This is a genomic window from Mycobacterium sp. Aquia_216, from assembly GCF_026723865.1.
Taxonomy (GTDB): Bacteria; Actinomycetota; Actinomycetes; order Mycobacteriales; family Mycobacteriaceae; genus Mycobacterium.
This window is the reverse complement of record NZ_CP113529.1, coordinates 4,888,165-4,903,224: the sequence shown is the minus strand read 5'-3', so window position 1 is coordinate 4,903,224 and position 15,060 is coordinate 4,888,165. Positions and strand designations below refer to the sequence as shown.

Here is a 15,060-nt window from a genome sequence, read left to right as displayed (position 1 = left end):
ATCGTGGCCTATTTGTTATCTCCACGAATTCTTGGAGTGACCTCGCGCCGTGAAGGCCGTGCTCAGACGTATGTAGTGATCCCGCGACCTAGGGCGACTGAGTGTACGGGCTAGTTGCAGGCCCAGGTGTCGATGGAGCCACCGCCGAGTTTGGTCAGCGCGTCCTTCATCGCGGTGGCCAGGGTGGGGCCGACACCTCCCTGAAATGCCCTGCCATTGGTGGCGACGGCGCCGCAATCGGTGAAGCTGGTGAGCACCTTGCAGTCCGGATAGGCGCAGTTTTTGACTGAAGTGGCCTCCGCGGCCGGCCGGGTCGGGTAGTCCCAGGCGCGGCCCCAGGAACCGTTGCTGGAGTACGCAATCGCCCCGTAGTGATCGGCGGCGCCGGCCCCTGGAGCCAGCGCGACGCTGATCGCCGCGGCGGTGGCCATGCCGGCGACGGCCACGGTGCACCGCCGGCGACGAGTAATCATCCTCATTGGTGAGTCCTTTCCGAAGGCCGGCGGTCCGGCGGTTTCCACGGGGTTGCGATTCACGCCGACGGCTAGACGGGCTTGGTGGCGGTGACGGTCTTGCCCCAGTCGGACATCGTCAGCGTCACCGACGTGTCATTCGTGGGATGGACCTCAAGCCGCACCAGGTGCGAGGAGCCGTCCGATGCGATCCAGACCGTGGTGGGCACCGTGGTCACGCTCTCGGCGGTCAGCTTGGAGCCGGCCAGCGTGGCAACGTCGTCGGCGGAGGAATTCCCGGTGATCTTGGTCGTCGCGACGCCGTTGACCTGTTCGGTGCCTGCCACGGATCCGCCCTGCAGTTTCGACAACAGGTTGGCCAGCCCCTTGTTCGGGTCGAGGAGCACCGACACGTTGTAGATCGAGGCGCCGTTACCGAAGTCGGTGTAGGTGCCTGGCTGCCCGAGGTCGGAATAGAGATGGCCGTCGACGTAGACGAACTTCGCCTCTTGGGGGTCTTTGCCGACCAGTAGTGTCGCGGTACCGGTGGCAACCGTCTGCGGGGTGTTGGAGATGTCGCCGTCGAGCTTGGTCACCCGGAGGTTGGGCACCTCGCCCTGCACCGCCACGCTCACATGCAATCCGGTGACCTTGCTCATCGCGTCGGTGGCCGCCTTGAGCAGGGTGGCCGCTTCGCTGCTGGAGGTCGGGGCGGTGGTCCCGGGCGATTTGCCGATGGTCGAGCTGTTCGAGCAGCCACCGACGGCGAGTACGAGGGCGAGTGCGGCGGCAGCGGCGGCGGTAACGGTGCGAGGCGAGACCTTCATCGACAGCTCCTTCAGTGTTGGCCACAGCTGCTTCCTGCATAGCAATCGCCGCGCAGCAAATCAACAGCCGGCCTCCGAGCCTTGTGATCCCGACATCGGATTCGGAAGGTCAAAAACGAGATCTCGCGGCCGCGGGTTTCGGCGCGCCGTCGCATCCGGGCGGTAATGGACTGAATTACCTTGACTGACAGGGGTTTCCAATTCCTCAAGGGTGCCGCGGCCGCGGCGGTGCCGTCGAGTGCGAACGTTGCCAACTCTGAAGGAGAGCCCGATGCTGCAGCCGAGACATGGCGAATGAGGGGATCCCGGTTACCGAGATCCCCCCATTCTGGGTGGGCGGGCGCGATTAGGTGAGCTGAGGAGCGAGTTGCGGGCAGTAGGCGTGCGTCGCGTCGACGACGAAGTAGGCGGCCTGGTGGCTGGTCAGGTTCGTCTGCTTGAGGACCTCGGTGGCGACGTCGGTGCCGGTTTTGCCGGAGGCGAGTTCCTGGCAGACCTTGTGGCCGTCCTTGATGGCGTCCGCAGGCGAGCTGAACGAGATACCAAGGTTGTCCATCTGGGCGAGGAACGCGTCGTCGGCGGTGCCGGCACTTGCGGTGCCGGCGGTACCGACCGCGATCAGTCCGATGGCGGCGGCGCCGATCATGGTGCTGGCAACTGTGCGGATGCGGTGAGAGAACATTGCTGTGATCCCTTTCAGGTGTGCGGTTGGGGTGCTGATGTGACCAGCCTCAGCGCCGCTCCTAAATGGATCCTCAATAACTTCTTGGCGTCATTTCAGTAACGCCTCAGGTTCGCGGTCGGGCCGGGGTGTTCAGGCCCGGGTCATCGCGTAGTAGGCACCCCGGCGGCCCATGAGTTCAGCGTGGTTGCCCTGTTCGACGACGCGGCCGGACTCGACCACCACGATGCGGTCGGCATCGCGGATCGTCGAAAGCCGGTGCGCGATAACGAAACTCGTGCGGTCCCGGCGCAGTTCATGCATGGCGCGCTGAATGAGGGTCTCCGTGCGAGTGTCGACCGAGCTGGTTGCCTCGTCGAGGATCAACAGCTGCGGACGGGCAAGAAACGCACGCGCGATCGTGATCAGCTGCTTCTCGCCGGCGCTGATGTTGGCGCCGTCGCCGGTGACCCGGGTCTGGTAGCCGGCCGGCAGGGTGTGGACAAACCGATCGACGTAGGCCGCCTCGGCGGCCTCGGCCACCTCGGCTGCGCTGGCCTCGGGTCTTCCGTAGGCAATGTTGTCCGCGATGGTCCCATCGAAGAGCCAGGTGTCTTGCAGCACCATGCCGATTCTCGATCGCAGGGTTTGTCGGCTGACCGTGGTGATGTCGACGCCATCGACCAGGATTCGGCCGGAATCGACGTCGTAGAACCGCATCAGCAGGTTCACCAGGGTGGTCTTGCCCGCTCCGGTCGGTCCGACGATCGCGACGGTGCTGCCCGGCTCGGCGATCATCGACAGGTCTTCGATCACCGGCGTGCCCGGGTGGTAGGCAAAGCTCACGTGCTGAAACTCGACGCGTCCGCGCGGTTGCGGCGGTTGGCCGTCGGAAAGTGTCGGGGCGGGATCCGGCGCTTCCTCGGGCTCGTCGAGCAGGTCGAACACCCGCTCCGCGCTGGCCACCCCGGATTGCAGGGTGTTGTACATCCCGGCCACCTGGCCCAGCGGGTTGTTGAACTGCCGGACGTACTGGATGAACGCCTGGATGTTGCCCAGCGTGATGTGCCCGGTGGCCACCTGCAGGCCGCCGAGCACCGCGACGGCGACGTAGCCGAGATTGCCGATGAACGTCGTGGCCGGTGCCACCAGGCCAGAGAAGAACTGGGAGCCGAAGCTGGCGCGGTAGACGTCGTCGTTGAGGCTGCGGAATTGTTCACGTGCCGCGTCCCGGTGGCCGAATGTCTTGACCACCGTGAACCCGCTGTACGTCTCTTCGATGTGGGCGTTGAGGCGTCCGATGCTGGTCCACTGCGCCACGAACAGACGTCGCGAACGGCGCGCGATCGCTCGGGTCGCCAGCAGGGACAGCGGCACGGTCAGCACGGTGATCAGCGTCAGCATCGGCGAGATCGAGACCATCATGGCCAGCACCGTCACGACGGTGAGAACCGAAGTCAGCAGCTGGCTGATCGTCATCGACAGCGACGATTGGACGTTGTCGATGTCGTTGGTCACCCGGCTCAGCAGCTCGCCGCGCAGCCGTCCGTCGAAGTAGGACAACGGCAGTCGATGGACCTTGTCCTCGACTTCCGAGCGCAGCGCGACCATGGTGCGCTGCAGGGTGAGATTGAGCAGCCGTGCTTGTGTCCAAATAAACAGTGCCGCAACGACATACAAGGCAAGCGCGATAGCGAGTGTTTTCGCCACCGCGCCGAAGTCCACACCTTGGCCGGGCGTCACATCCATTCCGGACAGCAGGTCGGAAAAGGCGCCATCACCGCGCGCCCGCGCCTGCGCGACGGCCTGGGCCTTGGTGATTCCCGCTGGGAGCTCTCGTCCGATCACACCGTTGAAGAGCAAATCGGTGGCGTGACCCAGGATTCGCGGAACGACAACGCCGATCACCGTGCCGGTGAGGCCCAGGGCGATCACCGCGAAGCTCAGCGTTCGCTGCGGCGCAAGCCGTTTCACCAGCCGGGCCGCGGTGCCCCAAAAGTCTCGCGATCGCGCGCTCGGAGCGGCTGCGCGGGTGGGCCGGTTTGTCGCCGTGGTCACTGCGTTCCCCGGACTTGACCTGTTCGCAGGGCGCCGACCGACTGCGAGTCGGCGAATTCCGCGTACGTGGTGCAATCGGCCAGCAGTGATTCATGGGTGCCCGAGCCGACCAATTTCCCGTTGTCTACGACGATGATCTGGTCAGCCTGAGAAGCCGTCGAAATGCGCTGTGTGACAACGATGATGGTGGCGCCGCCGGAGGTCTCGTGCAGTGCGGCACGAACACGTGCGTCGGTGTGCGCATCGAGTGCCGAGAATGCGTCGTCGAACAAATAGATCGCCGGGCGGCGAATGACCGCCCTGGCGATCGCCAGCCGTTGCCGTTGGCCGCCTGAGAAATTCATTCCGGCCTGGGCGACGGGCATCTGCAGCCCGTCCGCGTGCGCCCGGACGAATTCGTCGGCGGCCGCGACCCGTAACGCTTCCCACATCTCGTCGTCGGTTACCACCTGGCCGGGGGCCGCGCCTATTCGCAGGTTGTCCGCGACGGTGCCGGAGAAGAGGTACCCGCGTTGCGGGACCAGGCCGATGGCCGACCAGAGCCGCTCGGTGTCGTAGTCGCGAACGTCGACGTCGTCGACCAGGACGGCACCGGCGGTCACGTCGTAAAGCCGGCAGATCAGCGACACCAGCGTCGACTTGCCCGAGCCGGTGCTGCCGACGACCGCGGTGGTGGTGCCCGGTCGTGCGGTCAACGAGATATCTTGCAGCACGGGGCGATCAGCGCCCGGATAGGTGAATGCTGCATCCTCCAAGCGCACAACGCCGGTGATCCCTGCCTTCGGCAGCTTCGGGTGTTGTGGGCTGTCGATGGCGGCACGAGTGGACAGCACCTCGGTGATGCGCTCGGCGCACACTGCCGCGCGTGGCAGCACCACCAGCGTCATCGTCGCCATCAGCACGGCCATCAGGATCTGGGTGAAATAGGCCAGGAAAGCGGTCAGCGAGCCGACCTGCATCTGGCCGCGATCGATGCGCAGGCCGCCGAACCAGATCAGCGCGACGCTGGACACGTTGATGGTCAGCGTGGTCACCGGCAGCATCAACGCTTGCCAGTTACCAGCGGTCAGGGACGCATTCGACAACGCCGCGTTGGCCCGAGCGAACCGGTCACGCTCGAAGTTTTCGCGGGTGAACGCCCGGACCACCCGCACCCCGGCCAGCTGGTCGCGCATCACCCGGTTGATGCCGTCGATCAGCGCTTGCATGCTGCGGAACAGCGGCAGCATGTGCGACATGATCCAGTAGTTGGCCACGGCCAGGATCGGGACGCTGACCAGCAACAACCACGTCAGCGCGGCCTCTTGATGGATGGCCATGAAGATTCCGCCGATGCACATGATCGGCGCCGTGACCAGTACCGTGCCCGCCATCTGAACCAGGTACTGGATCTGGCGGACATCATTGGTGCTGCGGATCAGCAGCGTCGGCGCACCGAATCGGGCGGTCTCGGGCTCGGAGAAGGCGGTGACGCGTTCGAACATCGCCTGGCGCAGGTCGCGGCCGAACCCCATCCCGGTGCGTGACCCGACATAGGTGGCCCCGACCGAGCACAACACCTGCAGCCCGGTGACCGCCAGCATCACCATGCCGAGCCGGACGATCGTTGCGGTGTCGCCTTTGGCGACGCCGTCATCGATGATCGCGGCGTTGACCGTCGGCAGGTACAGCGTCGCCAGCGTGCTGATCAGTTGAAGCACCATCAGCACCGCCACCAGCCTGCGGTACGGCCGGGTGTACTGGCGCAGCAGTGCCAGAAGCATTTGGTAACTGTCGCATACGGCCCGGGGCTCGGCGCTGAACACCGCCGGCGGTTGGGTGCTCGCGGCGCGTCCGGCAAACACTTTGAAATGCCTGCTCAGGTGGCGCGTCGGTGGTTGACCCGCGGGGCTGCCGCTACAGTGCATCGTGTGGACCAGCAGCAGGCTGAGCAGAAGCCGAGTAGCGGTGCGTCGTAACCTCACGGCTCTAGCCCTTGCGGCCATCACGCTCTTGGCCCCGACGGTTGCGGGCTGCTCCGGTTCCGGCGACAACAAGCCGGGTGCGACGACCTCGTCGACGCCGGGGAACGCGGAGGGCCAGCACGGACCGATGTTTCCGCAGTGCGGCGGTGTCAGCGACCAAGCGGTGGCCGAACTGACCAAGATGAGCGGGCTGACCAACACCGCCCGCAATTCCGTGGGGTGCCAGTGGCTGGCCGGCGGCGGTATCCTCGGACCGCACTTCTCCTTCTCGTGGTACCGCGGCAGCCCGATCGGACGCGAACGCAAGACCGAGGAGCTCTCGCGCGCCAGCGTCGACGACGTGAACATCAACGGCCACAGCGGCTTCATCGCCGTCGGCAACGAGCCGAACCTGGGTGACTCGCTGTGCGAGGTCGGCATCCAGTTTCAGGACGACTTCATCGAGTGGTCGATCAGCTTCAGCCAAAAGCCCTTCCCGCCGCCGTGTGACATCGCCAAAGAACTGACTCGTCAATCGATTGCGAACTCGAAATGACAGATTCGAAGGTTCCCGGCTGGCGGCCCGGCAAGGGCGCCCTCGCCTGTGCAGCCGTGTTGATCACCGCGCTGCTGCTCCTGACCGGCTGTTCGAGATCGATCGGGGGTAACGCCGTCAAGGCGGGTGCGGGCGGCGTGCCGCGCAACAACAACTCCCAGCAGCAGTACCCGAACCTGCTCAAGGAATGTGAGGTCCTGACCAGCGACATCCTGGCCAAGACGGTGGGTGCCGATCCGCTCGACATCCAGAGCACCTTCGTCGGCGCTATCTGCCGCTGGCAGGCGGCCAACCCGGCTGGCCTGATCGATATCACCCGGTTCTGGTTCGAGCAGGGCAGCCTCAGTGAAGAGCGCAAGGTCGCCGACTTCCTCCACTACAAGGTCGAGACGCGAACGATCGCGGGGGTGAACTCGATTGTGATGCGCCCGGACGACCCGAACGGAGCCTGTGGGGTGGCCAGCGACGCGGCAGGAGTCGTCGGCTGGTGGGTCAATCCGCAGGCGCCGGGTATCGATGCCTGCGGGCAGGCCCTCAAGCTGATGGAGCTCACGCTCTCGACGAACTCCTAGCGGGGTTCAGCGCGGGACGTGGAAGCCGGTCAACGCGGCGCGTCCTAACTGCAGGTCCTTCCAGTCGCCGGTCACCCGGAGCACCGCGATCGCCGACGTGGGGAATTTCTCCGAAATGCGTTCTATCGCAGCCGTATCGGTGCCATCGTCGCCTGCCAGGCCGATCGCCAGGGAAGACATGGTCGGTTCGTGCCCGACCACGAGCAGGGTGTCGACGGTGTCCGGGACCTGGTTGATCTCGTCGATCACCGTGCCCGGGGTGGTGTCGTAGAGCTGCTGGCGGTATTGCACGGGAGCATCGATGCCCGCGTTGGCCAGGGTCTCGCGGGTCCGGGTGGCCGTGGAGCACAACACGGCGTCGATGTCGGGTTGACGGGCGCGCAGCCAGTCACCGCCCAGCCCTGCTTCCCGGATGCCGCGGGGGGCCAACGGCCGGTCGTGGTCCACGACGCCGGGCGGGTATCCAGATTTCGCATGCCGCATCAGCAGCAGGGTGCGCTCAGAAGTCACGTGGCTCACGCTAACCAATCCCTAACCACGGTTGTTAGGCCGCGTCGTCGTCGCGCTCATCGCGGAGCAGCAGCTTGTTGGGGCGTTGGTAGGGGTTCGCCGCGATTGAGGTTGCAGGAGGCGGTGGTGGGGGCCGCAGGCCAGGGTGAGGTTGTCGATGTTGGCGGCGGGCCAGGTCGGCTTCGGCGTGCGCGCGGGTGTCGGCATCGGCGCAGACGGGCAACCGGTGATAGAGGCGCCGGATCACCAGCGAAGTGTTCGACACGTAGTTTTCCGGCTCGCTGCGCGGCAGCGGTGACCGCCAACGCCGGCGGTATCGGCTCACCGGTGAGTCCACACCGTTCGCCCAGGTCGGCAGCGTCGCGGATACGGCGGGCGGCTTCCGCGCGGCTAACCAGCATCTCCGAGTCCATGCCGATCACCCCATACCCCGAAACTAAACCCACCCGCCGACAGGAATCGTCGGCCTGTGACTCCTGAAACGGCTGTGGCGCAAGTTTTTTCAGCAATCAAGAAACACACCGATTGTCGCTCAAAGGCGGGCAAAAAGTCACCCGCTCCGGTCAGATACCGAGACTGCGCCGGGGCATGCCGGTGCGGGTCCCCGAAGTTGTCGGTCAACCGCCCTAGACTTCGCGGTGCCTTGATAGCCACGTCATTTCAGAAGGGGGCGCCGGGATGCGATTCCTGCACACCGCCGACTGGCAGCTGGGCATGACCCGCCACTTCCTGGCCGGCGACGCCCAGCCGCGGTATTCGGCCGCCCGGCGCGATGCGGTCGCCGGTCTGGGCGCCCTGGCGACCGAGGTGGGCGCCGAGTTCGTCGTCGTCGCCGGTGACGTCTTCGAACACAACCAGCTCGACCCGAAGGTGATCGGGCAGTCGCTGCAATCCATGCGCGCCATCGGTATTCCGGTCTACCTGCTGCCCGGCAACCATGATCCGCTCGACGCATCGTCGGTGTTCACCAGCGCGCTGTTCACCGCCGAATGCCCGGACAACGTCGTGGTGCTCGACCACGCCGGCCCGCATCAGGTGCGGCCGGGCCTCGAGATCGTCGCTGCGCCGTGGCGGTCCAAGGCCCCGACCAGCGACCTGGTGGCCGAAGTCCTCGACGGCCTCGACACGGGCCCGGTCACCCGCGTGCTCGTCGCCCACGGCGGCGTCGACATGCTCGACCCCGATCGCGAGAAGCCGTCGCTGATTCGGCTGGCCCGGCTCGAAGAGGCACTGGACCGAGGCGCGGTCCACTATGCGGCATTGGGGGATAAGCATTCGCTCACTCAGGTCGGCGACAGCGGACGGGTGTGGTACTCAGGTTCGCCGGAGGTGACGAACTTCGATGACGTCGAGTCCAACCCGGGGCACGTCCTGGTCGTCGACATCGACGAAGCCAACGCGGTTTCCGTGACGCCCCGCCACGTCGGTCATTGGCGGTTTGTCACCTTGCACCGTCAGGTCGACACCAGCCGCGACATCGCCGACCTCGACCTGAATCTCGATCTGATGACCGAGAAGGAGCGCACCGTGGTGCGGCTGGCATTGACGGGATCGTTGACGGTCACCGACCGGGCCGCGCTCGACGCGTGCCTGGACCGCTACGCCCGGCTGTTCGCGTGGCTGGGCCTGTGGGAACGCCACACCGAGCTGGCGGTGATACCCGCCGACGGCGAGTTCACGAATCTGGGCATCGGGGGCTTCGCCGCTGCGGCCGTCGAAGAGCTGGTGGCCACCGCACGTGGGGCCGACGCCGACTCCGCGACCGACGCCCAGGCCGCCCTGGGGCTCTTGCTGCGGCTCACGGATCGGGGTGCGGCATGAAGCTGCACCGGTTGGTCTTGACGAACTACCGCGGCATCCGCCACCGCGAGATTGAATTTCCCGACCACGGCGTGGTCGTGGTCAGCGGCGCCAATGAGATCGGCAAGTCGTCGATGATCGAGGCGCTGGACCTGCTGCTGGAATCCAGGGACCGCTCGACCAAAAAGGACGTCAAACAGGTCAAGCCCACCAACAGCGATGTCGGCTCCGAGGTGACAGCTGAAATCAGCAGCGGCACTTATCGTTTCGTCTATCGCAAGCGCTTCCACAAGAAGTGCGAGACGGAGTTGACCGTGCTGACGCCGCGCCGCGAGCAGTTGACCGGCGACGAAGCCCACGAACGGGTCCGGTCGATGCTCGCCGAGACGGTGGACAATGACCTGTGGCACGCCCAGCGCGTGCTGCAGGCCACATCGACGGCCGCGGTGGATCTGTCCGGGTGTGATGCGCTTTCGCGTGCCCTCGATGTCGCGGCCGGTGACGAGGCGGCGCTGTCCGGCAACGAGCCGTTGCTCATCGAGCGGATCGACGCCGAGTACGGGCGCTACTTCACCCCCACCGGACGCCCTACCGGGGAGTGGGCCGCGGCCATCTCCCGACTGTCCGCCGCCGACGCCGCGGTCGCGGAGTGCACGGCGGCGGTCGCGGAGGTCGACGACCGGGTGCGTCGCCACGCCGTGCTGACCGGGCAAGTCGCCGAGCTCTCGCAGCTGCGGTCGGCGGCCGGCCCGCGCTTGGCCTGCGCGCAGGCCGCTGCCGACAAGACCGCGGCGCTGACTCGCCAGGCGCGCGAAGCCAAGCTGGTCGCCGATGCCGCGGTCGCCAATAGCACCGCCGCGACCGCCGCGCACATCGGGCGTACGCGCTTGGTGACCGAGATCGAAACTCGCGCAGCGGCTGTCGCGGCCGCCGCGACAGCAGCGCAGCAAGCCGCCGACGCGCAGACGGCGGCACAGGCCGACGCCGAGACGGCGGCTGCGGCATTGCAGGAGGCCACTCAGGTGCTGGCGGAGCTGCAACGCCGCGTCGAATCCGCCCGCCGCACCGTCGACCAGCTCGCCGAACGCGAGGAAATCGACCGGTTGGGCGCCCGCCTGGCCAAGATCGACGCGGCCCAGCGCGACCGCGACCGCGTGGGTGCGGAGCTTTCCGCGGTCGTCCTCACCGAGCAGCTACTACGCCGAATCGAAAGTGCCGCAGCCGCGGTCGACCGCGCCGGTGACCAGCTTGCGATGATCTCCGCGGCGGTCGAGTTCACCGCCGTGTCCGACATCGAACTCGCGGTCGGCCAACAACGGGTGTCGTTGTCGGCCGGGCAAAGCTGGTCGACGACAGCCACCGGTCCCACCGAGGTCGAGGTTCCCGGTGTCCTCACCGCACGGATCACTCCCGGCACGACGGCGCTTGACGTTCAGTCGAAATACGCTGCGGCACAACAAGAACTGGCCGCAGCGCTGGCAGCCGGTCAGGTCGCCGACCTCGGTGCCGCACGGGCGGCCGACCAGCGCCGCCGCGAATTGCAGAGCAGCCGAGACCAATTGAACGCGACGCTGTCCGGCCTGTGCGGCGACGAGGACATTGACCAGCTCCGGGGGCGGCTGATGCAGCTGCGCGCCGGTCAACCTGCCGAGCCCGATCTGTTCGTTACCGATGTCGCTTCCGCTCGTGCCGAACTCGACACCGCGCAGGCCGCTCGCCTGGCCGCGGAAGCCGAATGTGAGACGCGTCGCCGGACCGCGGCCATCGCCGACTCCCAGCTCGCCGAGAACTCCACCCGCGCAACGCTTTTACTCAACGAAGCGGCAACTCAACGATCCGAGCTCAATAGGGCCACCGCTCAGCTGGTCCAGGAGCGATCCTCGGTGAGTGACGAGGACCTCGCTTCGTCGGCGGCTGCCGGGCAACGGGCTGCGGCAACCGCCGAGCGCCGAGCCGTCGAACTGGGCGAAGAGTTGGCCGCCGCGGCGCCGGACGCGGTGAACGCCGAATTGGCCGCGGCCAAGGACGCGGCGGAGTCGCTGAGCGGGCGGTACGAAGATGCTGCCCGTGCGTTGCGCGAGCTCACCATCGAACTCTCGGTCTTCGGCAGCGAGGGACGCCAGGGCAAGCTCGACGCCGCGGAGATCGAGCGCGAGCACGCCGCCGGCCAGCACACCCGGATCGGTGGCCGGGCCCGTGCGGCAGAATTGCTGCGCTCGGTGATGGCTCGTCATCGCGACACCACCCGGCTGGGTTATGTCGAGCCGTATCGCAGCGAATTGCAGCGTCTCGGCCGTCCGGTTTTCGGCCCCAGTTTCGAGGTCGATGTCGACACCGACTTGTGTATCCGCAGCCGAACCCTGGACGGCGTGACGGTCCCTTACGACTCCCTGTCTGGCGGGGCCAAGGAGCAACTCGGGATCCTGGCGCGCCTGGCCGGTGCCGCCCTGGTCGCCAAGGAGGACGCCGTTCCGGTCGTGGTCGACGACGCGCTGGGATTCACCGACCCCGACCGGCTGGCGAAGATGGGTGAGGTGTTCGACACGGTCGGTGCGCACGGGCAGGTGATCGTGTTGACGTGTAGTCCCGATCGTTACGACAGCGTCAAAGGTGCGCACCGTATCGATCTCAACGTGTAGGACCCGGGGTCGTCCCGACTTACACGCGCCGATTCGGCGACTGCGGTACTCGCGGACGCGAGAACGCCGGCTGACTCGGCGGCCACGAGTGCCGCGGGAAGGCAGCCGCGCTGCTGATCGCAAGCGACCCCGGCAGAATGGTCGGCGATGACCATGAACGCGAAACGGCGCCGGGTGCAGGAAAAGCTTGCGCGAATGCCCGGCGTTCGTCCGGTGCGCAGGCCGATATCTCCAGGCAGCACCGACGAGTTCGATCTGTTCTACGTCCGCGCCGGGCGCAAGTCCGCCCACCCGATGGTCATCATCCCGGGCGGTCCGGGAGTGGCGTCGATCCAGGTCTACAAGGGGCTGCGGCGGCGCGCCGCCCTCGCGGGTCTCGACATCATCATGATCGAGCACCGCGGCATCGGTATGTCGCGTCATGACGACTCCGGCGCCGACCTGCCGCCCGAAGCGATCACCGTCGATCAGGTGGTCGACGACATCGCCGCCGTCCTCGACGACGCCCATGTGGATTCCGCCGTCATCTACGGCACGTCGTACGGCAGCTATATCGCGGCCGGCTTCGGCGTACGCCATCCCGGGCGGGTGCACGCGATGATCCTCGATTCACCGCTGCTGTCAGGCCACGACATTGCGCTCGTTCGCGACGCGATCCGTGGCTTGCTGGTCGACGGCGATACACCGGAAACCGCCGCATTGGCGGCGAAGGTCCGCCAGCTGATCGCCGCCGGGCGCATGACCGGGACGGCGGGGGAGGTTGCCACCACCATTTACGCCTACGGCGGGGTGCCCCTGCTGGATCGCGTACTCGACTTGTTGCTCAGTGGCCGAATGGTGTTGTGGCGGCTGCTGTCCCGCTTCTCCGCCGTGGTCAGTCTCAATGTGGCGTACCACCACGAAATCGATCTGGTGAGTCGCATCGCGTTCCGCGAACTCGACTACGCGTCCCAACCCGACGGCCTGCCGCTGGACCCCGCAGTGGCGCTACGCGAAATCATCAGCGAATCAGATGCTTTCGAGGCGGAGCCGTACGACTTGGTGGCCGAGATGCCGAAGTTCAATTGGCCCACGGTCGTCGTTTCCGGCGGCAGGGACCTGGTGACGCCGCGGTCGGTGGCTGAGCGCGTGGCATCGCTGGTGCCGAACGCGCTGCTATTGGCGTTGCCGACGATGGCGCACAGCGCGGTGGACTTTCGTGAGTCCGCCGCGCTCAAGATCGCCGAGGCGGTGTGCCGCGGCGACATCGACAAGCTTGCCGGTCAAGGATCGGCGCTGGACGCCCTGCCGGCCCGGCCCGCCATACGCCTGCTGTGGAAGGCGGTGGAGGTGGCCGCGATCGCCGAGGGTGCGCTGCCCGCCGTGACACCGCTGTGCCGGCGCCTCAGCTCCGCATGAATCCGATCGCGGTGTAGTCCACATCGGCCAGTCCGGGAGCTCCGTAATTGGCCAAATCGTGTCGTACCGCCCTGTTGCCGGGCGACTGGAACAGCGGCAGGTTGAAGCCTTCCTGCCAGATCATCGCGTCGACCTGATTGGCCAAAAGACGCGCCTTGTCCTGGTCCAGCTCCGACAATGTCTCGGCGATCTTCGCATCGATCGCGGCGTCGCCGATCCTGCCGAAGTTGCTGTCACCGTCCGAGGTGTAAATCTGCGGAAGCGCGGACAACGGGAAAGCGTTTCCTTCCCAACCGAATTGGGCGATGTCGAAGTCACCGACGCCGACGTATTGGCTGAAAAAGCCGCTGCCGGCTTTGAGGTCGAGCACCAGCTTCACACCGATCTGCGCCAGGCTGTTCTGCGCAACCATGGCAATCTGCCGGTTGGACGCCGCGTCGAAGAGCACGTCGCGAACGACGAGCTGCTTGCCGTCCTTTTCCCGAACCGGCCCGTTGAGCTTCCACCCCATGGCATCCAAAGCTGTTCGGGCCTTATCCGGGTTGTATGCGCCTGGCGCGCTGTTGTCTTGGTAGCCAACCTGCCCGGCCACGTAGACATGGTTGTTCAGCGGCACGGGATGGGTGCTCAGGCCGTGCTGGACGACATCGACGATGGCTTGGCGATCGATACCCTGGCAGACCGCCAGTCGCAACCGCTCGTCGGCCATGATCGACCCCTCGGCGCCATTGAACGTGAAGTGGAACCAGGTGGGGGCCGGCGCACGCCGGATCACTATGCCGGGCGTGCGCTGGGCGGTCACCATATCGTCGAGCGTGGTGATGCCGGCGGCATCGATTGCCTTGTTCTGCAGCGCGGGGATGATGGCGGATGTGTCGAGCACCAGGAAGGTGATCGAATCCAGTCGCGGCTTCCTGCCCCACCATCGTGGATTGCGGGTCAACACGATGCGCTGCGCGGTCCGATCGATCGTGGACACGATGAAGGGGCCGGCCGACGGGCCAGGAGCTTCGAGCTGGCCCTTGTTGAAGACCTCCGGGTTGGCTGTCATGGTGCGCGGCTGGATGCCGCCGGCGAACATTCCGCGCCATTCGGCATACGGATCGGAGAAGGTGACCACTGCCTGCCGGTCGTCGACACCTCTGGTCACCGATTTCACGCGTTCGAACCCGGCCCGGCTGGCGATCAAGAACTTCTTGTTGCGCCCGTTGCACGCGTCAACCTCGGACTTGAGGTCTTCCCACGTGATCGGCGTGCCGTCGCTCCATGTTGCTTTCGGATTGATTGTGTACGTGACGGTTTGGGGGTTGGCCCCGGTCAGCTCGGCACCGGTGAAGTAGTCGGTATTGAGGTTCAGCGACCCGTCCGCGCGGGTCATGAACGCCCCCGGCAGCGTGGCCCCCAGAACCGCGGCGGTGTCAGAGGTATTGCCATCGATGTTCAACTGGTTGAAATTGTCCGGGAACTCCGACAGCGGGAGCCGCAGGTTGCCACCGTCACGCAGCGTCGCCGGGTCCTGCGGATTCATGTCGCTGGTAGCGCCGACCTGGGCTGCCCGGGTCTCCGGCAGATCCTGGTAGCCACTCGAACATCCGGTGACCATCACCACGAGCGCCAACGCCAGCACCGCGAGCTTGCGGGCTC

At 66.3% G+C, this 15,060-nt stretch carries 12 protein-coding genes and 1 pseudogene; 5 read left to right on the top strand and 8 right to left on the bottom strand.

What is annotated here, in order from left to right; genetic code table 11:
* Nucleotides 1-110: 110 nt before the first annotated feature.
* From OK015_RS22860 to OK015_RS22840, 5 genes are all read right to left on the bottom strand, one after another.
* Nucleotides 111-479: a DUF4189 domain-containing protein gene (locus tag OK015_RS22860; protein ID WP_268126355.1), complete on the bottom strand. Its 369-nt coding sequence runs from the start codon at nucleotides 477-479 to the stop codon at nucleotides 111-113.
* A 65-nt stretch (nucleotides 480-544) separates the two neighbouring features.
* The gene (locus OK015_RS22855; protein WP_268126353.1) at nucleotides 545-1,279 is read right to left on the bottom strand and encodes an LppX_LprAFG lipoprotein; all 735 of its coding nucleotides are present in this window, start codon (nucleotides 1,277-1,279) and stop codon (nucleotides 545-547) included.
* 346 nt (nucleotides 1,280-1,625) lie between these two features.
* Nucleotides 1,626-1,961, bottom strand: coding sequence for a DUF732 domain-containing protein (locus tag OK015_RS22850; protein ID WP_268126350.1), 336 nt, complete (start codon nucleotides 1,959-1,961; stop codon nucleotides 1,626-1,628).
* 132 nt (nucleotides 1,962-2,093) lie between these two features.
* Nucleotides 2,094-3,998, bottom strand: coding sequence for an ABC transporter ATP-binding protein (locus OK015_RS22845; RefSeq protein ID WP_268126348.1), 1,905 nt, complete (start codon nucleotides 3,996-3,998; stop codon nucleotides 2,094-2,096).
* Nucleotides 3,995-5,761, bottom strand: a complete 1,767-nt coding sequence (locus tag OK015_RS22840) for an ABC transporter ATP-binding protein (protein ID WP_268126346.1) — start codon at nucleotides 5,759-5,761, stop codon at nucleotides 3,995-3,997. The genes OK015_RS22845 and OK015_RS22840 overlap by 4 nt, the downstream gene beginning before the upstream one ends.
* 184 nt (nucleotides 5,762-5,945) lie before the next feature.
* Here OK015_RS22840 and OK015_RS22835 point away from each other — a divergent pair, with 184 nt between their 5' ends.
* On the top strand, nucleotides 5,946-6,497 hold the full coding sequence (locus OK015_RS22835) for a DUF3558 domain-containing protein (RefSeq protein WP_268126343.1): 552 nt from the start codon (nucleotides 5,946-5,948) through the stop codon (nucleotides 6,495-6,497).
* Nucleotides 6,494-7,069: a DUF3558 domain-containing protein gene (locus OK015_RS22830; protein ID WP_268126341.1), complete on the top strand. Its 576-nt coding sequence runs from the start codon at nucleotides 6,494-6,496 to the stop codon at nucleotides 7,067-7,069. Before OK015_RS22835 ends, OK015_RS22830 begins: the two co-directional genes overlap by 4 nt.
* Before the next feature lie 6 nt (nucleotides 7,070-7,075).
* On the opposite strand, the gene OK015_RS22825 is transcribed toward OK015_RS22830, so the two are convergent.
* Both OK015_RS22825 and OK015_RS22820 read right to left on the bottom strand, forming a co-directional pair.
* Nucleotides 7,076-7,552, bottom strand: a complete 477-nt coding sequence (locus OK015_RS22825) for a SixA phosphatase family protein (RefSeq protein WP_442791322.1) — start codon at nucleotides 7,550-7,552, stop codon at nucleotides 7,076-7,078.
* A 190-nt stretch (nucleotides 7,553-7,742) separates the two neighbouring features.
* A pseudogene (locus OK015_RS22820) lies at nucleotides 7,743-7,977 on the bottom strand (DUF222 domain-containing protein); the annotation flags it as partial.
* 280 nt (nucleotides 7,978-8,257) lie between these two features.
* On the opposite strand from OK015_RS22820, the gene OK015_RS22815 reads away from it, so the two are divergent.
* From OK015_RS22815 to OK015_RS22805, 3 genes are all read left to right on the top strand, one after another.
* A complete protein-coding gene (locus OK015_RS22815; RefSeq protein WP_268126335.1) occupies nucleotides 8,258-9,400 on the top strand; it encodes a metallophosphoesterase family protein in 1,143 nt (380 codons plus the stop codon).
* Complete coding sequence (locus OK015_RS22810) at nucleotides 9,397-12,018, top strand: AAA family ATPase (protein ID WP_268126333.1); 2,622 nt, start codon at nucleotides 9,397-9,399, stop codon at nucleotides 12,016-12,018. Before OK015_RS22815 ends, OK015_RS22810 begins: the two co-directional genes overlap by 4 nt.
* Nucleotides 12,019-12,165: 147 nt before the next feature.
* A complete protein-coding gene (locus OK015_RS22805) occupies nucleotides 12,166-13,416 on the top strand; it encodes an alpha/beta hydrolase (protein WP_268126331.1) in 1,251 nt (416 codons plus the stop codon).
* Here OK015_RS22805 and OK015_RS22800 read toward each other — a convergent pair.
* A complete protein-coding gene (locus OK015_RS22800; RefSeq protein ID WP_268133007.1) occupies nucleotides 13,403-15,019 on the bottom strand; it encodes an ABC transporter family substrate-binding protein in 1,617 nt (538 codons plus the stop codon). The genes OK015_RS22805 and OK015_RS22800 overlap by 14 nt on opposite strands.
* Nucleotides 15,020-15,060: the final 41 nt, after the last annotated feature.